Genomic DNA, 20,110 nt, shown 5'->3' with positions numbered 1-20,110 from the left:
ACCCGAGGGGCGCGGGGAACTGCGCGAACGGCCCCCGCGCAGCCGCACCCGACAACGACGAGGCACCCACCCGAGGGGCGCGGGGAACTGCGCGAACGGCCCCCGCGCAGCCGCACCCGACAACGACGAGGCACCCACCCGAGGGGCGCGGGGAACTGCGCGAACAACCCCCACACACCCGCACCCGACAACGGCGAGGCACCCACCCAAGGGGCGCGGGGAACTGCGCGGACGGCACAGACGCAGCCGCACCCGGCAACGGCGGGGCACCCGCCCAAGGGGCGCGGGGAACTGCGCGGACGGCACAGACGCAGCCGCACCCGACAACGACGAGGCACCCACCCAAGGGGCGCGGGGAACTGCGCGGACGCAGCCGCACCCGGCGACGGTGAGGTGACCCCTACTGGGCCGCGTCCTCCTGGCTGCGGTTGGATTCCAGGTTGGCCTTCATGCGGTCGACGCGGGTGACGATCTGGGCCGAGGCGCGGTCGCGCTCCTTGCGGAGGAGGACGAAGCTGAGCGGGGCCGAGAGGATCAGCGAGAGGAGGAGGACCCACAGGAGGTTGGAGTCGCCGAAACCGCGCGGGACGATGCCGGAGTAGACGGCTCCCCAGACGACCACGAGGCAGCCGGCGAAGATGCCGAGGCGCATCAGCGTGTAGCGGAGCATCTCAATCCACTCTTCCGATTCCAAACAGGGGCATCGTCCAGTGAAGCACGGTGCGCATCCGATCTTGCAGCGGGGTCGATGCGGGGTCAGTGCAGCGGCAGCAGCATGATGATGTCGTCGCGGTCGTCACCGGGGGCGACCCGGATCGCACCGGGCACCCGCCCGACCTCCTTGTAGCCGCAGGAGCCGTAGAACCGCTCAAGCCCGAGCCCGCCCCGGCAGGTCAGCCGTATCGCCTCGATGCCCTCGAAGCCGCGCGCCGCGCCCTCCGCGGCGGCCAGCAGATCGCGGCCGTACCCCTTGCCCTGGTGCCGGGGATGCACCATCACCGTGTACAGCCACAGCCAGTGCCTCATCAGCCGGTGCGTGTTGTGGGTGAGGAACGCCGCCGCGGCGACGGCCCCGGCCTCGTCCCGGCCCACGAGCAGCCGGGCGCGGCCCTCGGCCATGGCCACGAAGTGCTTGAGCAGCTCCGGGCGTATGTCCGCGGCCGTCACCGGCGGCACGAACCCGACGGAGCCGCCCGCGTTCGAGACGTCCGTCCACAGCGTGAGCAGTTCGTCCCTGAAGGAGGGCGAGACCACCGGGTCCAGCTCGAAGGTCAGCGCCACGCGGTCACACCCGCATCGGCTGCGGCGACTCGCGGCGCAGCGGGTCCGCGCCGTCGTACTCGCGGATGATCTCGTAGCGGGTGTTCCGCTCGACCGGGCGGAAGCCGGCGTCGCGGATCAGGTCGAGCAGGTCCTCGCGGGTCAGCTTGTTCGGGGTGCCGTAGTTGTCCGCGTCGTGCGTGATCTTGTACTCGACGACCGAGCCGTCCATGTCGTCGGCGCCGTGCTGGAGGGCGAGCTGAGCGGTCTGCACGCCGTGCATCACCCAGAAGACCTTCACGTGCGGGACGTTGTCGAACAGCAGACGGGAGACGGCGAAGGTCTTGAGGGCCTCCGCGCCGGTGGCCATGGTCGTACGGGCCTGGAGCTTGTTGCGGACCTTGCCGTCCTGCATGTCCACGAAGTCGTGCTGGTAGCGCAGCGGGATGAAGACCTGGAAGCCGTTCGTCTCGTCCTGGAGCTCACGCAGGCGCAGGACGTGGTCGACGCGGTGGCGCGGCTCCTCGATGTGGCCGTACAGCATGGTGGCCGGGGTCTTCAGACCCTTCTCGTGCGCCAGGCGGTGGATGCGGGACCAGTCCTCCCAGTGCGTGCGGTGGTCCACGATGTGCTGGCGGACCTCCCAGTCGAAGATCTCCGCGCCGCCGCCGGTCAGCGACTCCAGACCGGCGTCGATCAGCTCGTCGAGGATCTCCGACGCCGACAGGCCCGAGATGGTCTCGAAGTGGTGGATCTCCGTGGCCGTGAACGCCTTCAGGGAGACGTGCGGCAGGGCGGCCTTCAGCTCCCGCAGCGAGCGCGGGTAGTAGCGCCACGGCAGGTTCGGGTGCAGGCCGTTGACGATGTGCAGTTCGGTGAGGTTCTCCGACTCCATCGCCTTGGCGAGCCGGACGGCCTCCTCGATGCGCATCGTGTACGCGTCCTTCTCGCCCGGCTTGCGCTGGAACGAGCAGTAGGCGCAGGACGCCGTGCACACGTTCGTCATGTTCAGGTGACGGTTGACGTTGAAGTGCACGACGTCGCCGTTCTTACGCGTGCGCACCTCGTGGGCGAGTCCGCCCAGCCACGCCAGATCGTCCGACTCGTACAGCGCGATGCCGTCCTCGCGAGTCAGCCGCTCACCGGAGCGGACCTTCTCCTCCAGCTCGCGCTTGAGCCCGACGTCCATACCCACACCTTTCTCCGACAGCCCGACCAACGGTATCCCTACACCTCTTCGGGCAGTTCCCCGACCCGGTTCTCCCACTTCGTGGACAGCACGATCGTGGTACGGGTCCGGGAGACCCCCTTGGTCCCGCTCAGCCGCCGGATGATCCGCTCCAGGCCGTCCACGTCCGCCGCCCGCACCTTGAGCATGAACGAGTCGTCGCCGGCGATGAACCAGCAGTCCTCGATCTCCGGCAGGTCCTTGAGCCGCTGGGCCACGTCCTCGTGGTCGGCGGCGTCGGACAGCGAGATGCCGATCAGGGCGGTCACGCCGAGGCCGAGGGAGGCCGCGTTCACCGTGGCCCGGTAGCCGGTGATGACACCCGCCGCCTCCAGCCGGTTGATCCGGTCGGTGACGCTGGGCCCCGACAGGCCGACGAGGCGCCCCAGCTCCGCGTACGAGGCCCGGCCGTTCTCCCTCAGGGCCTGGATGAGCTGCCTGTCCACCGCGTCCATGCGATCGAAGCCTTCCGCTGAAGAGTTCCCGAAGTGATGAGAGGTACTGCGAGGCGCGCTAACGGTCCGTGCGGTCGGCACCGCCGCCCAGCTCGCCCTTCCAGCGCCGGTACAGGCCGTGCCCGACGCCCGCCGCGTCCAGCACCCGCCCGGCGACGAAGTCCACCAGGTCCTGGATGTGGGTGGCGCCCGCGTAGAAGGCCGGCGAGGCCGGCACCACGCTCGCACCCGCGTCGTCCAGGGCCACCAGGTGCCGCAGGGTCTGCCCGTTCAGCGGGGCCTCCCGCACGGCCACGACCAGCGGCCGGCGCTCCTTCAGCGTCACGCTCGCCGCGCGCTGGAGCAGGTCCTTGGACAGTCCCAGGGCGACACCGGCGACGGCGGCCGTGGAGGCCGGCACGACGAGCATCCCCTTCGCCGGGTACGACCCCGAGGACGGTCCGGCCGCGAGGTCCCCCGCGTTCCAGTACCGCACCCCGCTGACGTCCACGTCGAAGGTCCCGGGCTTGCCGTCGGCACCCCGGGCGAGCCATTCCCGCAGGTCCTCCTGCCAGTGCGCGTCCCGGAACGAGATCCCCGTCTCGTCCAGCAGCGTCAGCCGCGAGGCCCGGCTGACCACCAGGTCCGCCGCCTCCCCCGCGTCCAGCAGCGCGCGCAGCACGGCAGCCGCGTACGGCGTCCCGGAAGCTCCGGACACCCCCACGATCCAAGGCGCGCGCTGCGTTTCTCCTGCGTTCACACCTTGAGCGTACCGGTGAGATGTCGACTGCTCAGGACCGGTCGGGTGCCTTGGGGTCGACGGGGAGGGTGCCGGTGGGGATCACCAGCTTGCCGAGGGGCGAGTGCACGGTCAGCTCGGGGCCGTAGCGAACGGTGTCCCGGCCCAGGTAGCCGTCAGGGCTCGGGTTCCACATGGTGACGACATGCCCCTGGAGCGGGTCGAGCACCAGGTAGTTCGCAATGCCCCGGGAGGCGTACCAGCGGGGTTTCAGCTCGTAGTCCCGCCGGATGCTTTCCGGCGAGACGACTTCCGCGACGAACTCGATGAGGTCCGGCGCGTAGGAGCTGTGGTTCTCGGCCTCCGCCTCGGCCGGGATGACCGCGAGGTCCGGGCAGAACTCGTGGGCGTCGTCGAAAGGGAACGCGACGTCGGTCACCACGACCCAGCCTGTCGGCAGCTGCGGTTCGACGATCCCCCAGAAGCTCTGGATCGTCCTCCCGTGGAACGGCCTGACCGGGTTCATCACGATGCTGCCCTCGACAATCTCCGTGACATAGCCGGGGAACATGTCCTCCAGCTTGCTGAGCTGCGAGTGCAGGCGATCGATGCCCGAGACGGTCACGCTGGCCTCCCTGGGGGTCCTGCCCTCGATGGTAGGCCGACCGTACTCAGACCGTCAGGCCCCGGACCAGCAGGTCGAGGAGGGCGCACACGAAGAGGGCAATGCCGATGAAGCCGTTGACCGAGAAGAAGGCGCGGTTCACGCGGGAGAGGTCGTGGGGGCGGACGATGCGGTGTTCGTAGAGGAAGGCGCCCGCGACGACGACCAGGCCCAGCCAGAAGAACGCGCCGGCGTGGGTGGCGAGGGCGTACCAGACGAACAGGGCCGTGGTGAGGGTGTGGCAGACGCGGGCGCCCCAGATCGCGGCCGGGATGCCGAAGCGGGCCGGGACCGACATGACGCCGATCTCGCGGTCGGTCTCGACGTCCTGGCAGGCGTAGATCAGGTCGAAGCCGCCGATCCAGATGCCGACGGCGAGGCCGAGGATCACCGCGTCCCAGGACCAGGTACCGGAGATCGCGAGCCAGCCGCCGACCGGGCCCATCGCCTGGGCCAGGCCCAGGATGGCCTGCGGGAAGTTCGTGAACCGCTTGCCGTAGGGGTAGACGACCATCGGGATCACCGCGATGGGGGCCAGGGCCAGGCAGAGCGGGTTGAGGAGGGCCGCGGCGCCCAGGAAGACCACCAGGGCGATCAGGGCGCCCGTCCAGGCGTGCCGCACCGACATCGCGCCGGTGACCAGCTCGCGGTGGGCGGTGCGGGGGTTACGGGCGTCGATCTCGCGGTCGATGATCCGGTTGACCGCCATGGCGAAGGTGCGCAGGCCGACCATGCAGATCGTCACCAGCAGCAGCCGGCCCCAGTGGATGTTCCTGTCCCACTGGAACATGGCGGTCAGCGCGGCGATGTAGGCGAAGGGGAGCGCGAAGACCGAGTGCTCGATCATCACCAGGCGCAGGAACGCCCTGGTGCGTCCCGGCCGCGGGAGTGCCGCGGAGGCGGTGCTCACAGGCCGTACTCCTTCCAGCGGCGGTCCACCAGGGCCGCCGTATCCGGGTCCGAGAGGACCATGTCCGGCCACCCGCCGTCGCGGGTGTAGCCCTCCTCCGGCCACTTCTTCGTGGCGTCGATACCCGCCTTGCCGCCCCAGAACTGCTGGTAGGAGGCGTGGTCGAGATGGTCGACGGGGCCCTCGACGACGGTCAGGTCACGGGCGTAGTCCGTGTTGCCGAGCGCCCGCCAGGCGACCTCGTGCAGGTCGTGGACGTCGCAGTCGGAGTCCACGACCACGATCAGCTTGGTGAGGGACATCATGTGGGCCCCCCAGATCGCGTGCATGACCTTCTGGGCGTGCTTCGGGTACTTCTTGTCGATCGAGACGATCGCACAGTTGTGGAAGCCGCCGGCCTCGGGCAGGTGGTAGTCCACGATGTCCGGGACGATGATCTTCAGCAGGGGCAGGAAGAAGCGTTCCGTGGCGCGGCCGAGGGGACCGTCCTCCGTGGGGGGCCTGCCGACGACGATCGACTGGAGCAGCGGGCGCCTGCGCATGGTGACGCAGTCGATCGTCAGCGCCGGGAAGGGCTCCTGCGGGGTGTAGAAGCCGGTGTGGTCGCCGAAGGGGCCCTCCGGCAGCATCTCGCCCGGCTCAAGCCAGCCCTCGATGACGACCTCGGCGTTCGCCGGCACCTGGAGCGGGACCGTCTTGCAGTCGACCATCTCGATCCGCTTGCCCGCGAGGAACCCGGCGAACAGGTACTCGTCGATGTCACCGGGCAGCGGGGCGGTGGAGGCGTAGCTGACGGCGGGCGGGCAGCCGAAGGCGATGGCGACCGGCAGCCGCTCGCCGCGCCGCGCCGCCACCTGGTAGTGGTTCCGGCTGTCCTTGTGGATCTGCCAGTGCATGCCGATCGTGCGCTTGTCGTGGCGCTGGAGGCGGTACAGGCCCAGGTTGCGGATGCCGGTCTCGGGGTCCTTGGTGTGGGTGAGGCCGAGGTTGAAGAAGGAGCCGCCGTCCTTCGGCCAGGTGAACAGGGCCGGCAGCTTGTCCAGGTCCACGTCGTCGCCGGTGAGGACGACCTCCTGCACGGGGGCGCTGTCGGCCTTCACCTTCTTCGGCGGCACGTGCGCCATCGCGCCGAGCTTCCCGAAGGCCTCGCGCACACCGACGAAGCCGTGCGGCAGCTCGGGGCGCAGCAGGCCGCCGATCTTCTCGGAGATCTCGCCGTACGACTTCAGGCCCAGCGCCTTCAGGAGGCGGCGGTCGGTGCCGAAGACGTTCATCGCGAGGGGCATCGAGGAGCCCTTCACGTTCTCGAAGAGGAGGGCGGGGCCGCCGGACTTCTGGACCCGGTCGACGATCTCCCCGACCTCCAGGTACGGGTCGACCTCGGCTTTGATGCGCTTGAGGTCTCCCTCGCGCTCCAGGGCGCGGAGGAGGGAGCGAAGATCGTCGTAAGCCATGGGGTAAGTATCGCCGACGGGCGGATTCGCGCCGTGAGTGGGCTGGCCGTTGCCGGGTGCGGGTGTGTGGGGGCTGGTCGCGCCCACGTGGCGGAGCCGCACATCGATACAGTCCCGCGCCCCTGGGGAGTTGCAGTGAGCCGTGCCTGGATTCGTCCCGCTAGTCTGGCTCGGTCGTCGGGCCGCCTTACATGTCGGGGGATTTGTGCGCCATGGTCAGGTATCTGCCGTTTTTGTTGGTTCTGGCGTTGTGGGTCTATGCCTTTGTGGATTGTCTGAACACGCCTGAGGACGAGGTGCGGCATCTGCCGAAGGTGGTGTGGGTGATCGTCATCCTGCTGTTCGGCGAGGTGCTGGTCGGGCCGGTCGCGTGGCTGGTGACCGGCAAGGTGCGGCGCGGCGGCCCGGCTGGGGGTACCCCCTCCGGGGGAGGATCCACGCCGTCGCGGTGGCACCGGAACACCGCCGCGAACTGGGTGGCCCCGGACGACAATCCCGACTTCCTGAAGTCCCTCGACAAGGACGATCCGAAGAACGACTGACCCATGGAATTCCGGCTGCTCGTCACCTTCGAGAAGGTCGCCACCGTGCTGAGTTTCACGCGGGCCGCGGCCGAGTTGTCGTATGCCCAGTCGAGTGTGACCAGCCAGGTCCGGGCGCTGGAGTCGGACCTCGGGGTCGAGTTGTTCGACCGGCTCGGCAGCAGGATCAGGCTCACCGAGGCGGGCGAGCGGCTGCTGCCGTACGCCCGGGAGATGATCGAGCTGGCCGAGGAGGCGCGGGCGGCGGTCACCGGGCCGCAGGAGCCGTCCGGGACGCTGACCGTCGGCACCATGGAGTCCCTGACCTCCTACCGGCTGCCCCCGCTGCTGGAGTACTTCCACCACCGCCACCCCCAGGTACGGCTCGCGCTGCGCACCACGATCGGCGACGAGACACGGCAGGCGCTGCGGCAGGGCACGTACGACGTCGGGTTCCTGATGGAGGCGGAGACCGAGCACCCGGGGCTCACGAGCGCGGTGCTGGCGGTGGAGCCGCTGGCGCTGGTCGCGGCCCGCGGGCACGCCCTGGCCGGACGGCCGGTCGAGACGGCCGAGCTGACCGGGCAGTCCCTGCTGGCCACCGAGCCCGGCTGCGCCTACCGGGACCTGTTCGAGCGGGAGTTGACGGCGCTGGAGCCGGTGGCGTTCACGGAGTTCGGCACGATCGAGGCGACCAAACGCGCGGCGGCGGCCGGCCTCGGGATCGCGCTGCTGCCCGAGGTGACGGTCGCCGCCGAACTCGCGGAGGGCTCCCTCGTACGCCTTGGCTGGGAGCCGCCGTTCACGCTTCGCACGCAGCTGGCGTGGCGGGCCGGGAAGCGGCTTGCGGCCCATGCGCGGCTGTTCGTGGAGCGGGCCCGGCAACTGGTGTCCGAGCAGGCCGGGCCAGCGTGACCTTCAGGCTCGCCGTCACGATCAGCGGGACGCCGAGGGCCTGGACGAGGCCGATGTGGTGGCCGTACACCACCCAGTCCATGAGCAGCGCGACCGCCGGGTAGACGAAGGCGAGGACGGCGATCTTCGCGGTCGGGAGCTGGGCGTAGGCGGCGTACATGAGGACGTACATCACGCCGGTGTGGACGAGGCCGAGCCCGACCAGCCAGCCCCAGTCCCAGCCCGTGCCCCGCATCGCGCCGAAGTCGGCGAGGGGCAGCAGCAGCGGGATGCCGACCAGGACCTGGACCAGGGCGATCAGATGCGGGCGCACCCCGGTGATCCGCTTGGTGACCAGCGTGGACAGGCCGTAGAGGAGGGCTGCGAGCAGGGCCTGACCGATGCCGGTGAGGTACGTGCCGCCGCCGGTGAAGTCGGCCGGCCTCACGCCGGAGACGAGGATCAGCCCGGCGAACGCGACCGCGATCCAGCCCACCCGCGCGGCGGTGAGCCGCTCCCGGAAGAGCAGGGCGCCGAGCAGGACCACGTAGAACGGCTGTGTGTGGTAGACGACGGTGGCGACCGAGATGGACGTGTTCTCGTACGACTGGAAGAGCAGCACCCAGTTGAAGACGATGAACACCCCGCCCAGCACGGCGAGTCCGAGCGTGCGCGGGGTGAAGCCGTGCCCGCGCAGCCAGCCCCGGGCGACGACGTATCCGCCGAGGGCGAGGGCGCCGAACAGGACGCGGAAGAAGACGACGTCGTACGGCGAGGCCCCCGACTCGACGACGAACACGCCGAGGGTTCCGGAGAGCATCATCGCGGTGGTCAGCTGGGCCGTGCCCCTGTGTTCCGGTGTCATGACGTCGACGCTACGAAAGGGCGGCGGGCCGGTCCACGGGCCACTGGGGAGTGCTGCCGATGGGGCCATCGGCGCGGCCGATGGCCCCGGCTCAGACGCCCGACGAGGGCACGCCGGACAAGGACGTGCCGGACAAGGGCATGCCGACCGACGCCCGGACCGGCGGACGAATGGTGGATCCGGGCCACAAGGACACGGCCGCCTGCTCGGGATCCCACTTCGACCACGCGCGAAGTATGAGACCTTCGTCGTCGAACCAGAACTCCTCCGTGCCCTCAAAACCGCTTTCCCGGCCCATGACGGTGTTCACGTCCATCCGCCACGACACTTCCACATAATTGTCGTGCACATCGATCACGTCGTAGGAATTCTCGATGTCCGCGAAAACATCGAAGACCGAGGTGATGAAGACCGACAGATGACGTCGCCCCCGGAATGGGCGCGCGCCCGGGTTGTCGCGCATCTGCCCCTGTTCGGGATCGAACAATCCCACCCATCCGGCCGCGTCGCGCTCGCGCAGGGTCCGGAAATACGCGGCGATGCGCTCGCGCATCAGATCGGGTGGACAGGCGGGCGAGGACGGCGGCGGGAGAGTGTAGGGATTCCAGCCCACGGCGATTTCATTGTGGAGAACCGCGGAACCAGAGGATTGGCCGTACAACAGGCTGGTCATCAGGGCGAGATCGTGCTGTGCCCCACCCAGTTCGGGCAGGGGCTCCCGCAGAGCCCGGTCGCCGAGTTCGTGCACCTCGTAGCCCAGCGCGCCACGGGTGTTCGTTCCCAGGACGTTGAGGACGAGCAAGTAGTGCTGGAACAAGAAGTTCTGGCAACTGCGGGCCGCTGCCTTGACCGCCACGAGGTGGGTGTAGGCCGACAGCTCCTGGCCGGGGTGGGCGAGCACGTCGAACAGTGACAGCCCCCTGGCGGCCAGGGCGCCGACCAAGGGGTTGACGAGCCGGCGGGGTACGGCACTCAGGGCTCGCGCGGCCTTCGACTGGGCCCCGCTTCCGTCACGCAGCATGACGCGCAGCGGATGGTAGTCGGCCAGATTCATGGTCTCCAGCAAGTGGCCGGCCTCGGTCGCGAGGAGGATCGCCCGCGAGGCCGACTCGGTCCGCCGGGCCGCCTCCTCCCAATGCTCCGCTTTCGCCGCGGCTTCGGCGGCATCGGTATGGGTGTGGGCCACCCTCAGCCAGCATTCGTTGATCTGGTGCGCTGTGCGGAAGACGAGGTCTTCCGGTCCCAGGTGCGGTGTGTCGTCGAGGCCCCAGACCTCGTCCGGCCGGACGAGTCCGGCGTAGTCGAGGGTCTCGGCCGCTCCCACGGCGTGGTGAGACATGGGCGGAGACACAGACGGAGAAACAGGCGGCAGGCCGTGCTGCGCGCAGGCGCGGTCGACCTCCGCCTCCACGCCGACACCGAAGGGCAGGCCGGCCGCCCGGAAGACGGCGGCCACCCGCTCCGTCTCGGCCCGCGACAGATACGCCAGGAGGCCGAACCCCTGGGCGGGCTTCGCCCTCCGCATGTCACGGACGCTGCGGCCGGTCAGGTACGAAGGCGGCGGAGGTGTCCGCAGGAGCTGTTCACACACCGCCTCCAGCCCCGCCGCCAGCAGGGCGACCAGGCGAGCGCGCCGCCGGTGCGGCAGAGCGTCCTTCCTCTCGTCCTCAAGCGTGTCCTTCAGGAGCATCAGGCAGAGTTCTGTCGCCTGCAGGCCGGCTGCGACCGATACGCCATCGGGCCAGTCAGGGGCAGAGGCCCGACTCCACAGTGCCTCCAGACGAGGGAACTGTATGTACAACTCGTACGGGCTCGGCTCGCCGGCGACGCGCATGATCGTCAACTTTCTTCCTGCTACACCGATTCGGTCAGGTGCTTGAAGTCGCCTTCTGACAGAACGATGTCGGCGGCGGCCACATTCTCTTCGAGATGACCCACCTTCGACGTTCCTGGAATCGGAAGTATCGAGGACGACCGCTTCAGCAGCCACGCCAGGGACAGTTGCGCCGGTGTCACACCGATCTCGGTGGCGAGCGTGTGCAAGGGTCCCTGCGGCCGGGCCAGTTCACCGGTCGCGAGGGGGAACCAGGGGATGAACGCCATGTCGTGCGCCTCCGCGAAGGCGAGGACGTCGTCCGCGGCACGGTCCGCCAGGTTGTACCGGTTCTGGACGGAGACGATGGTCGCCATACCGGAGGCTTCCTCCAGCTGGTCCACGGTCACCTCGCTGAGGCCGAGATGCCGTACCTTCCCCTCGTCCTGAAGGCTCCTCAGTTCACCGAGCTGGTCGCTGAGCGGCACGGCGGGGTCGATACGGTGCAGCTGGAGCAGGTCGATGCGGTCGACACCCAGATGACGGAGGCTCAACTCCACCTGCTGGCGCAGGTACTCCGGACGTCCCACGGGTATCCACTGGTCGGGGCCGGGTCGTGTCAGTCCCACCTTCGTGGCGACGACCACGTCGTCCGCGTACGGGTGCAGGGCGCGACGCACCAGATGGTCGGCGGAGAACGGGCCGTAGGAGTCCGCCGTGTCGATGAAGTTGACGCCCAGCTCGACCGCGCGTCTCAGTACGCGAACGGCCTCTTCAGGGTCTTCGGGATCACCCCAGACGCCTGGGCCGGTGAGCTGCATGGTCCCGTAGCCGAGGCGCCGGACGGGAAGGTCACCCAGCAGGTACCCGTCGGGGCATCTTCCCGTCTCCGCGATCGCATCCACCGCAACTCCTCCCGAAGGTCATGACTGGGAAAAAACCCTGGTGGCGAGGAGTATCGCGCGCGGTGACGCCGTCGGTTCACTGCGCACGCAAGTACTGTCCGATGGTGCAATCGCCTTCCTCTAAGGGCAGTTTTCAGCCACTCGGGTTCACGGAAGACCGGACGCCCAGACGCTCACAAGCCCAGACGCTCAGCAGCTCAGCAGCTCAGAGGAACGCCGCGATCGGGTACTCGAGCACGCTCTCGCGGTTCTCGGGGTCCCAGCTGGTCACCTTGCCCAGGCAGTGCGCCTGGAACTGGCCTCCGGGCAGCCTCTTGCCCGGCCGGCGCAGCTCCGAGCGGCGCAGGACGACCCGCAGGTGCGCGCGGGACCGTCCGTCTCCGTAGGCGGCGCGCATCACCAGGTCCTCGCCGTCGGAGCCGTCGGCCTGGAACCGGCCGGTGACCATGACGAACTCGCCGATCTCGGTGAGCCCCACGGTCGCGGCGGGGGCCAGCTTCCGGCCGAGGACGTGGTTCGGCGTGACGGTGCCGGACTCCCGCCCCAGCACCACTTCGACGAGGGCGTCCTTGCGGCGCAGGACGGACAGCAGCAGGCCGATCACCGATATCGGCTCGCTCTGCTCCACGTACTTGGCGACGACCTCGGTGCTGCTGCCGCCCGTCAGGTTGAACACCATGGAGACCAGCGGGATCACCGCCAGGCAGCCGGCGTTGCGCAGGCGCCGCTCCTCGACCTCCCGGCGCATCGCCGTCTTGTAGTTGCCCATCTTGAACAGGCCCATCACGGCGTCGTTGTCGAGGTACAGCGGCTGGTAGTTGGGGTCCTCGGGCGGCCTGCCGATCCGTCCCAGGGCCCCGCGCACGGTCAGCGTGCCCAGCACGAGCAGGCCGGCGAAGGCCACCAGCCACCATGTCATCGCGCCCCACCAGGCGCTCCACCAGGTGCCGTCAAGAACAGCCACGGATCTCCTTGAACGCGGTGGACAGGGACGAGCGGCGGGCGTCGACCATACGGCCGCCGGTCACCGCGGCGACCTGGCGCAGTTCGGCCGGGTCCGCGTCCCCGAAGTGGACGGGGTAGGTGTGCACGGCGCGCACGTCGGCGGGCCGGGCCCGGTAGCGGCTGACGAAACCCGCGCGGTCCAGGCCCGCGTTGTTCTCGCCGTCGGTCATCAGCACGATGGACACCGCACGGCCCGGGTCGTCGGCGAGGGTGCGCGCGGCGGCGCCGTAGCCGCGGTCCAGGGCGGACCAGACGGCGGTGGAGCCGTCGTAACCGCCGCCGGCGACGAAGTCGTCCAGGGCGCTGAGGTCGGCGGGGCCGTGCACGGTGACCGTGCGCTCGGCCAGCGGGCGGCCACCGAAGCGGACCACGGTCAGCCGCTCGCCCTGGTAGAAGCGGACGAACTTGCCGGTGGCGGAGGTGTCCGCGCCGCTGAGCCCGGCGAACGCGGCCCGCAGCGCGCTCGTCCGGGCGCCGCGCATCGAGGTGGAGAAGTCCAGCAGGAAGACGACCTGGTCGGCGACGCGGCGGCGCGGGTCGCCGTAGTCGGCGAGGAGCCGGTCCAGGACGGCCGCGTCGTCGGGGAAGTACAGCGCGTTGTCCAGGGGCGAGGTGAGCCGGGGGTCGCGGGTCACGGCGGTGCTGACCGGGCGGCGCAGGGTGCGGCGCATGATGTCGCGCTGGTGGCCGGTGGCCGTCAGCCAGTCCACGACCCGGTCGTAGGAGTCGCGGCGCCGCGGGTCGAGCAGGAGCAGCGGGTAGTCGGACAGCACCATGCCGTCGGCGGGGTGGACGATCTCCAGTGGCTGCTTCAGGCGGTGCGAGGCGTTCAGGGTGAGCAGCTCGGACTCGTAGGTGATCAGGGCGTTGGTGCGGCCGGGGTGGTCGGCGAAGGCGTCCAGCAGGTCGTGGGACTTCTCGGCGGTGAGGGTCTGCCCGGAGCGGAAGCCGCGCAGCCGGTCGCAGCTGACGTCCGGCAGGCGCAGCGCGCCGCCGGTCCCGGCCGCGGCCGTGGCGACGCCGACCAGCGCGGCGAGGCCGCTGTTGCTGTGCCGGGGGTCGGCCATGCCGAAGCGGACGGTGCCGGTGGCGGCGGCGTCGGCGATGTCCGCCCAGGACAGGCGTCCGCCGGGCACTCCGGCGCGCAGCGTGCCGGCCACGTCGGGGGTGAGGCCGACGACGACCGGGGACCGCATGATCGAGGTGCTCTGGACGACCGTGGCGGGGTGGGTGCTGGTACCCGTGCCGGTGACGGTGCCAGTACCCGTGCCGGTACCCGTGCCCGTGCCGGTGCCGGTGCCGGTGCCGGGCTCGGCTTTCTTGGCCTTGAGCCGGAAGTAGCGGTCGGAGGAGAGCCAGGCCAGGTCGTAGGAGTGGCGGCCGCTCAGCAGGGTGTCGCCGGCGTCGTTGGTGGGCCGGTAGTCCATGTCCAGACGGACGCCGGTGTCCTCCTGGAGCTGGCCCAACAGGGGCTGTATGTCGGTGAGTTCGTCGCTGGCCAGGACGTGCAGGGTGACGTCGGGACCGCCGGCGCCACCGGTGCAGGAGACGAACCCGCCGAGCGTGGCGAGCAGGACGAGGCAGAGGGTGAGACGAAGGCCGCGGGTGCGGGTTGCGCGGGTGCGGGTTGCGCGGGTGCGCGCGGGGCGGATGCGGGCGGCGGGGGTGCGGGGGATGCGGGCGGGGCGGGTCCTCATGGTGCCTCCTCGCCGGCGGCGCCCGACTGGACGACCGGGTCGCAGTCGCCGACGGTCTCGATCATCCGCTCCAGCAGGTCGAGCCGGGGCAGCACCGCCTTGGTGTCGTCGTCGGAGAGGACGGGTGCCTGGATGTGGCGCTGCCCGAGGAACCGGGTGAGCGAGTCGCTGGTGGCCGAGGCACCCTCGGCGTCCCGCACCCGGAATCCCAGCTCCATCGCGCGCCGTTGCAGCGCCGGGTCCTTGGTGATGAGGTCGCCGAGCCGGGCGCCGTCCGGGGACAGCGCGATGAGCTGGGGCTCGGTGATGAACCGCGCCGACGGGTAGAGCAGGACGCGTTCGCTGTCGATGTGCCCGGTGCCGTTCCAAGCGGCGATCTGGTGGGCCAGGAACTGGTGCTCGTAGATCACCGCGATCGGCGAGATGCTCTTGCCCTCGGCGGACACGTACGTCTCGTTCTTCTCCGAGGACGGCATGCCCTGGTCGTTGAGCAGGAGCCGTATCTTCGCGGCGAACCGGTCGGCCTGCGCCTCGTCCTGCGGGATGTTGTCGCCGTTCCAGATGTAGGAGACCAGACCCAGGTACGTGCCCGCCGAGTTGGCCTCGCAGATGTCGGAGGTCTGGGCGAGCACCTTGTTGCCGTTGTGGATGCCGTGGCGGTCGATGCCGAGGTCGTCCCAGCGGCTGCCGTCGGCGCTCGCCTTGAGGAACTTCTTCATGTCCAGCGAGTAGTAGAGCGGTTCGGCACCCGGCGGCACCCCCGGTAACGGGGTGGCGATCCCGGCCTCCTGGAGCGTCTCGGCGTACTCCCGGTAGGTGCCGAGCACGACCGGGCTGACGAACGGCCGGTACGCCGTCGTCGAGTGGCCCTCGGCCACGCGCTTCCTGGCGATCAGGTCGGCGGCGGGCTGTCCCGAGGGGAACACGACGTCGTAGCCGTCGTAGCTCTGGGCGGCGATCCCCCGGGACCCCAGGCGGGTGATGTGCACACGGAATCCGTGCCGGACAAGCAGCCGCTGGACCTCGGGGTCCTCGAAGTAGTCGGCCTTCGAGGCCATCTTGGCCTCGATCGTCACGACGCGCGTGAAGGGCAGGCCCACATGCCCCTCGGCGAGGACGACGATCGCGCTCAGGGCGGTCGCGACGGCGACGGCCCGCGGGAACCACCGGCGCGCCCGCGAGCGCGGCGGCACGACCGCCGGTGCCCCGACCCGCAGACGGGGCTCACCGCCCTCGGGCTGTCTGTCGGTCACCACACTGCGAGTGTTCACCGGACTCCCCTGCGTCAGCTGGGGCAGGATCGTCCGCGCGCGCGACGGCGCCCGGCGGAACGCACAACGAACAGGGAGCCAAAGAAATGTGAAGGATCGTCAGCGACGGTCAGTGGCCTTCAGTGACCGACAGTGGCCTTCAGCGGCCGTCAGTGGCCGCCAATGACCGTCAGCGCAGGACGAGGTCGAGCAGTCCCGGGAAGCGGGCGTCGAACTCCGCCCGCCGCAGCCGGTTGACCCGCTTGGGCCCCTCGTCTCGCTGTTCGACCAGGCCCGCGCCGCGCAGCACCGCGAAGTGGTGACTGAGGGCCGCCTTGCCGACGGGCACGTCGAAGCTGCCGCAGCTGCGGCTCCACTCTGCGGAGCCGGCCAACTCCCGGACCAGGGTGAGGCGTACGGGGTCGGCGAGGGCGGCGAGGGCGGCCTCCAGCGGGACGTCGTCGGGGTGGGTGTGCTCGGGGGCGGCCCGGTGAGAACGCGCGGCCATGCCGGCCCTCCCTCATCTCTCTCGTCGCCGTTGTCGGCTCGGTTGTCGTCCGCTCGGCTGTCGTCCGCTCGGCTGTCGTCCGCTCGGCCGTTGTCCGCTCCGCGGTTTCCCGCTTGCCGAGTGTTCGATGAAAACCATACACTCATGAGTGTTCGCTTTCGATTGAACAGTCAGTGGGCACTTCACCGAGCCGGGGGTTTGGCATGCGCGCGATCGAGTTCCAGGAGTACGGCGGTCCCGAGGTCCTGAAGGCGGTGACGGCCGAGGCGCCGGAACCCGGCCCCGGCCAGGTCGGCATCGACGTGGCGTACACGGGCGTGAACTTCGCCGACCTCAAGGCACGGGCGGAGGGCTACCGGGTGCCGGACCTGCCGTACGTCCCCGGCCTGGAGGTCTCCGGCCGCGTCCGCGCCCTCGGCGCCGGGGTCACCGGCCTGACCGTCGGCCAGGAGGTGGCCGCGCTGACGCCGGGCGGGGCGTACGCGGAGGTCGTCGTGGCCGACGCGACGACCGTCTTCCCCGTCCCCGCCGGTCTTGACCTGCGCACGGCGGCCACCCTGCCGACCGTCCTGCCGACGGCGTACGCCCTCGTCCACACGGTCGGCCGGCTCCAGCCGGGCGAGACGATCCTGATCCAGGGCGCGGCCGGCGGGATCGGCACGGTGGCGGGCCGACTGGCACGGGCGGCGGGCGCCGGCGCGGTCCTCGGCGTGGTCTCCTCCGCGGCGAAGGCCGCCTACGCCAAGGAGCACGGCTACGACGAGGTCTTCGTCGGCGCCTTCCAGGACCCGGTGCGCGAGGCCACCGCCGACCGGGGCGCCGACCTGGTCCTCGACCCCGTCGGCGGCGACACCCTCCGCGCGGGCCTGGCCTCCCTCGCCGTCTTCGGCCGCCTGGTCTCCTTCGGCAACGCCAGTTCCGCCGCGCCGTGGACCGTGGGCCAGCCCGAGCTGTACCCCCTCGGCATCTCCGTCTCCGGGTTCTCCATCCTCACCCTCGCCACGACGGCACCGGCCGAGCTGCGCCGGCTCACCGAGCAGGCCTTCGCCAAGGCGGTCGACGGCACGGTGTCCCTGCCGGTGACCGCCGAGTTCCCGTTGGAGGACGCCGCCGAGGCCCACCACCTGATGGGCACCCGCACGAGCACCGGGAAGCTGCTGCTGCGGGTGGGCGCGTAGCCGCCCCTCAGATCCTGGCCCAGCTCTGGGAGGACGCCCCCGGCAGGCAGGTGGCCTCGCCCACGCCGCCGCCGTAGGCGAGGTCGAGGCAGCCGCCGTCGTAGACGGTGCTCAGGGAGTTGCCGGAGCCCGTCCGCCACAGGCGCAGATCACTGGCCTGGGAGCAGTCGCCGACGAAGACGGCCTGGTTCTTGCCGTTCGCGCTCAGGCAGGCGCCGCTGGACACGTTGACCACCTTGACGCTGCCACCGGCGGCGCTGCGGAAGGTCCAGCGGGCGGACGAGGACGAGCAGTCACCGAGGCCTGTGGAGCCGTACACCTGGATCAGGCACGTGCCGTTCTCGCCGTTCTTGAGCCGGAAGGTTCCCGAGGCGGGGCCGGCGGGGGAGGTCCCGGTCCCTCCGGAGGAGGAGCCGCCGGACGACGAGCCGCCGGGGGAACCTGCGGTGGAGCCGCCCGAGGAGCCTGCGGACGAGGAGCCGCCGGCGGCGGAGCCACCGGCGGAGGAGCCTCCCGAGCCGCCGGAACCGCCCGAGCCGGAAGCCGAGTCGTCGCCCGTGCCTCCGGAGGTTCCGCCGTTCGACACGCCCGAGCCGCCCGAGCCGCCCGAACCGCCGGACGCCCCCGAGTCCTTCGTGCCCTTTCCGGGCTTCTTCTCCCCCGCGGGAGAGGGCGACTTCTTCCCGTCCGGCTTCGTCGCACCGGAGGGACTCGCGGAGGACGAGCCGGGTGCGGATCCGGCCGACGCGGAGACGGAGGCCGCGGGGGTTCCCGCGGTGTCGTCGCGGCGGCCCGGGTCGGTCGCGTACGGGAGGAGTTGGAAGGCGAGGGGCGCCGTGCCGACGACGACCACGGCCGGCAGGACGGCCAACAGAACGCGAGAGCGGCGCCGTTCGCGGACGCCGTCGTCCCTGCGCCCGCCCGCGGAGGGCCGTACGACCACCTCGGGCTCGGGACCGGGCTCGGGACCGGGCCCAGGACCGGCCTCAGGACCGGCCTCAGGACCGGCCTCAGGACCGGGCTCGGCACCGGCCTTCGGCTCGGGGGCCGGGGCCGTCTCCACCACCGTCGCCTCCGGCACCGCCGCCGCGAACGCCGCCCGCCCGGCCAGGTGCCGCGTGAGGGCGGCGGGCCACAGCGGCGGCCCGGACGGGCCCCGGCCGGCGGCCGACCGGACGAGTTCGGCGGCGGTGGGGCGGCCCTCGGGGTCCTTGTCCAGGCAGGAGGCGACGACGGAGGCCAGCTCCGGGTCGGCCTCGCGCAGCCCCCCGAGGTCGGGCTGTTCGTGCACGATCCGGTACAGCACGGCGTGCCCGGACTCGTCCCCGAAGGGCGGCCGGCCGCACGCCGCGAACGCGACCACGGAACCCAGCGCGAACACGTCCACCGCGCCGGTCAACCGCCGTGCGCCCGCGGCCTGTTCAGGCGACATGTAGGCGGGGGTGCCCACCACCATGCCGGTCCGGGTCAGTTGGCTCTGCTCGGCGGCCCGCGCCACACCGAAGTCGATGAGGGTGACGCCGTCGAGGGTGAGCATGACGTTGGACGGCTTGACGTCCCGGTGCACCATGCCCAGCCCGTGCACCGCCGCCAGACCCGCCGCGCTCTCCCGCAGGAGCAGCCACAGCGCCTCGGGTGGCAGCGGGCCGCCGTGCGCCTCCAGGGCCTCGCGCAGGGTCAGTCCGGGCACGTACGCGGTGGCGAACCACGGGGGCCGGTCCTCCCGGTCGCCCGCGAGCAGCGGGGCCGTGGCCTCGGCGGGCAGCCGGGAGAGGTTGTCCAGCTCGTGCCCGAAGCGTCGTACGAAGTCCTTGTCCTCACCGACCACGGAGGGCAGCACCTGTTTGACGGCGGCGTACCGGCCCTCGTGCACGCCCAGATAGACACGGCCCATGCCGCCGGAGCCGAGCCGGCCGATCAGCGGGATCGGACCGATCCGCCGCGGGTCGTCGGCCTCCAGCGGCTCGACCCCGTGCTCCCCGTACGCCCTGTGCTCCCCACGTTCCCCGTGTTCCCTGCTCAACGCGCTCCCCCTGAGTACACTGTCCACTGTTCTGAAATTTGTTTCTAGAAAAGTATTCCAGAATGAGCCGCAAACAACAGCGGGGCGAGGCCACCGTCGAGCACCTCCTGGACGCCGCGCTGCGCGTGTACGCCGAGGGGGGCGACCAGGGGCTGACGGTCAGTGCCGTCACGAAGGCGAGCGGGGTGAGCCTGGGCAGCCTGTACCACCACTTCGGCAGCCTCGACGGCCTCATGGACGCGCTGCTCACGCGGTGGCTCGGCCGGCTGATGGACGAACTGGTCACCGCCCTGGGAGGTACCCGCACCGCCCACACCGGCATCCGGTCCCTCGTCGTGACCTACCTGGACTTCGTACAGGAGCACCGGGACGCCGCCCTGCTCCTGCACTCCGCCTACGCCGACCGCCGGGGCATGGCCGACGGCCGACGCCTGCGCGACGCCCAGGAGGCCCGCCTCTCCCCCCTCGCCCAGTGGGCCCAGATCCATGTCGACGCCGGCGAACTCGCCCCGCTGCCCACGGCGTTGATCGAGTCCCTCGTCCTCGGCCCGGTCATCGCCGTGGCCCGCCGCCGGCTGTCCGGCATCGACGACGTCGACCTCGACGAAGCGGCCCTGATCCTGCCGGACCGCATCTGGCGAGCGGTCGCGGCAGCGCCGGCGTGATGTCCCCACCGGTCACCGAGGGTTATTCACTTCCGCGTTCGCACCGCCACCCGTTCCGTTGAAATGGTCCGGGCGGGCATGTCCGCGCCGGGTCCGA

General features: G+C 70.8%; 19 protein-coding genes and 1 pseudogene. 4 read left to right on the top strand and 16 right to left on the bottom strand.

The genetic code is table 11. From position 1 onward, the window contains the following. Window positions 1-400 precede the first annotated feature (400 nt). From ACGFYV_RS07220 to ACGFYV_RS07185, 8 genes are all read right to left on the bottom strand, one after another. Window positions 401-670, bottom strand: coding sequence for a DUF4229 domain-containing protein (locus ACGFYV_RS07220; RefSeq protein WP_393877374.1), 270 nt, complete (start codon window positions 668-670; stop codon window positions 401-403). Between the two features lie 86 nt (window positions 671-756). Then, window positions 757-1,281 carry a GNAT family N-acetyltransferase gene (locus ACGFYV_RS07215; protein WP_393877373.1) on the bottom strand — a complete coding sequence of 175 codons (525 nt, stop codon included), beginning with the start codon at window positions 1,279-1,281 and terminating at the stop codon, window positions 757-759. 4 nt (window positions 1,282-1,285) lie between these two features. Then, the gene (gene mqnE / locus ACGFYV_RS07210; protein ID WP_393877372.1) at window positions 1,286-2,449 is read right to left on the bottom strand and encodes an aminofutalosine synthase MqnE; all 1,164 of its coding nucleotides are present in this window, start codon (window positions 2,447-2,449) and stop codon (window positions 1,286-1,288) included. 38 nt (window positions 2,450-2,487) lie between these two features. Then, window positions 2,488-2,943 (bottom strand): Lrp/AsnC family transcriptional regulator, encoded by a 456-nt coding sequence (locus tag ACGFYV_RS07205; RefSeq protein WP_393877371.1) that lies wholly within the window; start codon window positions 2,941-2,943, stop codon window positions 2,488-2,490. A 58-nt stretch (window positions 2,944-3,001) separates the two neighbouring features. Beyond that, window positions 3,002-3,682 carry a UbiX family flavin prenyltransferase gene (locus tag ACGFYV_RS07200; protein WP_393877370.1) on the bottom strand — a complete coding sequence of 227 codons (681 nt, stop codon included), beginning with the start codon at window positions 3,680-3,682 and terminating at the stop codon, window positions 3,002-3,004. A 31-nt stretch (window positions 3,683-3,713) separates the two neighbouring features. Next, on the bottom strand, window positions 3,714-4,286 hold the full coding sequence (locus ACGFYV_RS07195) for a Uma2 family endonuclease (protein WP_393877369.1): 573 nt from the start codon (window positions 4,284-4,286) through the stop codon (window positions 3,714-3,716). Window positions 4,287-4,332: 46 nt separating this feature from the next. After that, entirely contained in the window at window positions 4,333-5,235 is a 903-nt protein-coding gene (gene mqnP / locus ACGFYV_RS07190) for a menaquinone biosynthesis prenyltransferase MqnP (RefSeq protein WP_393877368.1), read from the bottom strand. Continuing rightward, window positions 5,232-6,689, bottom strand: coding sequence for a menaquinone biosynthesis decarboxylase (locus ACGFYV_RS07185; RefSeq protein WP_393877367.1), 1,458 nt, complete (start codon window positions 6,687-6,689; stop codon window positions 5,232-5,234). Before ACGFYV_RS07185 ends, mqnP begins: the two co-directional genes overlap by 4 nt. Before the next feature lie 212 nt (window positions 6,690-6,901). On the opposite strand from ACGFYV_RS07185, the pseudogene ACGFYV_RS07180 reads away from it, so the two are divergent. Together ACGFYV_RS07180 and ACGFYV_RS07175 are read left to right on the top strand one after the other, a co-directional pair. Next, a pseudogene (locus ACGFYV_RS07180) lies at window positions 6,902-7,228 on the top strand (PLD nuclease N-terminal domain-containing protein); the annotation flags it as partial. Between the two features lie 6 nt (window positions 7,229-7,234). Further along, window positions 7,235-8,125 carry a LysR family transcriptional regulator gene (locus ACGFYV_RS07175; protein WP_393877366.1) on the top strand — a complete coding sequence of 297 codons (891 nt, stop codon included), beginning with the start codon at window positions 7,235-7,237 and terminating at the stop codon, window positions 8,123-8,125. Here ACGFYV_RS07175 and ACGFYV_RS07170 read toward each other — a convergent pair. The 7 genes from ACGFYV_RS07170 to ACGFYV_RS07140 all read right to left on the bottom strand — a co-directional run bounded on the left by ACGFYV_RS07170 (window position 8,013) and on the right by ACGFYV_RS07140 (window position 16,147). After that, a complete protein-coding gene (locus ACGFYV_RS07170) occupies window positions 8,013-8,969 on the bottom strand; it encodes a DMT family transporter (protein ID WP_393877365.1) in 957 nt (318 codons plus the stop codon). The genes ACGFYV_RS07175 and ACGFYV_RS07170 overlap by 113 nt on opposite strands. Window positions 8,970-9,060: 91 nt before the next feature. Beyond that, the gene (locus tag ACGFYV_RS07165) at window positions 9,061-10,803 is read right to left on the bottom strand and encodes a nuclear transport factor 2 family protein (RefSeq protein WP_393877545.1); all 1,743 of its coding nucleotides are present in this window, start codon (window positions 10,801-10,803) and stop codon (window positions 9,061-9,063) included. Between the two features lie 20 nt (window positions 10,804-10,823). Next, window positions 10,824-11,687, bottom strand: a complete 864-nt coding sequence (locus ACGFYV_RS07160; protein ID WP_393877364.1) for an aldo/keto reductase — start codon at window positions 11,685-11,687, stop codon at window positions 10,824-10,826. A 205-nt stretch (window positions 11,688-11,892) separates the two neighbouring features. Then, entirely contained in the window at window positions 11,893-12,651 is a 759-nt protein-coding gene (locus ACGFYV_RS07155) for a hypothetical protein (RefSeq protein WP_393877363.1), read from the bottom strand. Continuing rightward, the gene (locus ACGFYV_RS07150; RefSeq protein ID WP_393877362.1) at window positions 12,638-14,389 is read right to left on the bottom strand and encodes a substrate-binding domain-containing protein; all 1,752 of its coding nucleotides are present in this window, start codon (window positions 14,387-14,389) and stop codon (window positions 12,638-12,640) included. The genes ACGFYV_RS07155 and ACGFYV_RS07150 overlap by 14 nt, the downstream gene beginning before the upstream one ends. Beyond that, window positions 14,386-15,645 (bottom strand): hypothetical protein, encoded by a 1,260-nt coding sequence (locus tag ACGFYV_RS07145; RefSeq protein WP_393877361.1) that lies wholly within the window; start codon window positions 15,643-15,645, stop codon window positions 14,386-14,388. The genes ACGFYV_RS07150 and ACGFYV_RS07145 overlap by 4 nt, the downstream gene beginning before the upstream one ends. A 184-nt stretch (window positions 15,646-15,829) precedes the next feature. After that, the gene (locus ACGFYV_RS07140) at window positions 15,830-16,147 is read right to left on the bottom strand and encodes an ArsR/SmtB family transcription factor (RefSeq protein ID WP_393877360.1); all 318 of its coding nucleotides are present in this window, start codon (window positions 16,145-16,147) and stop codon (window positions 15,830-15,832) included. A 203-nt stretch (window positions 16,148-16,350) separates the two neighbouring features. On the opposite strand from ACGFYV_RS07140, the gene ACGFYV_RS07135 reads away from it, so the two are divergent. Beyond that, on the top strand, window positions 16,351-17,325 hold the full coding sequence (locus tag ACGFYV_RS07135) for a zinc-binding alcohol dehydrogenase family protein (protein WP_393877359.1): 975 nt from the start codon (window positions 16,351-16,353) through the stop codon (window positions 17,323-17,325). A 7-nt stretch (window positions 17,326-17,332) separates the two neighbouring features. On the opposite strand, the gene ACGFYV_RS07130 is transcribed toward ACGFYV_RS07135, so the two are convergent. After that, window positions 17,333-19,348: a protein kinase gene (locus ACGFYV_RS07130; RefSeq protein ID WP_393877358.1), complete on the bottom strand. Its 2,016-nt coding sequence runs from the start codon at window positions 19,346-19,348 to the stop codon at window positions 17,333-17,335. Between the two features lie 62 nt (window positions 19,349-19,410). Here ACGFYV_RS07130 and ACGFYV_RS07125 point away from each other — a divergent pair, with 62 nt between their 5' ends. Next, on the top strand, window positions 19,411-20,013 hold the full coding sequence (locus tag ACGFYV_RS07125) for a TetR/AcrR family transcriptional regulator (protein WP_393877357.1): 603 nt from the start codon (window positions 19,411-19,413) through the stop codon (window positions 20,011-20,013). Window positions 20,014-20,110 lie beyond the last annotated feature (97 nt).

This window comes from Streptomyces sp. NPDC048297 (assembly GCF_043201585.1).
GTDB lineage: Bacteria > Actinomycetota > Actinomycetes > Streptomycetales > Streptomycetaceae > Streptomyces.
Note: the sequence above shows the minus strand (reverse complement) of the source record. Positions and strands in the feature narration are given on the sequence as shown.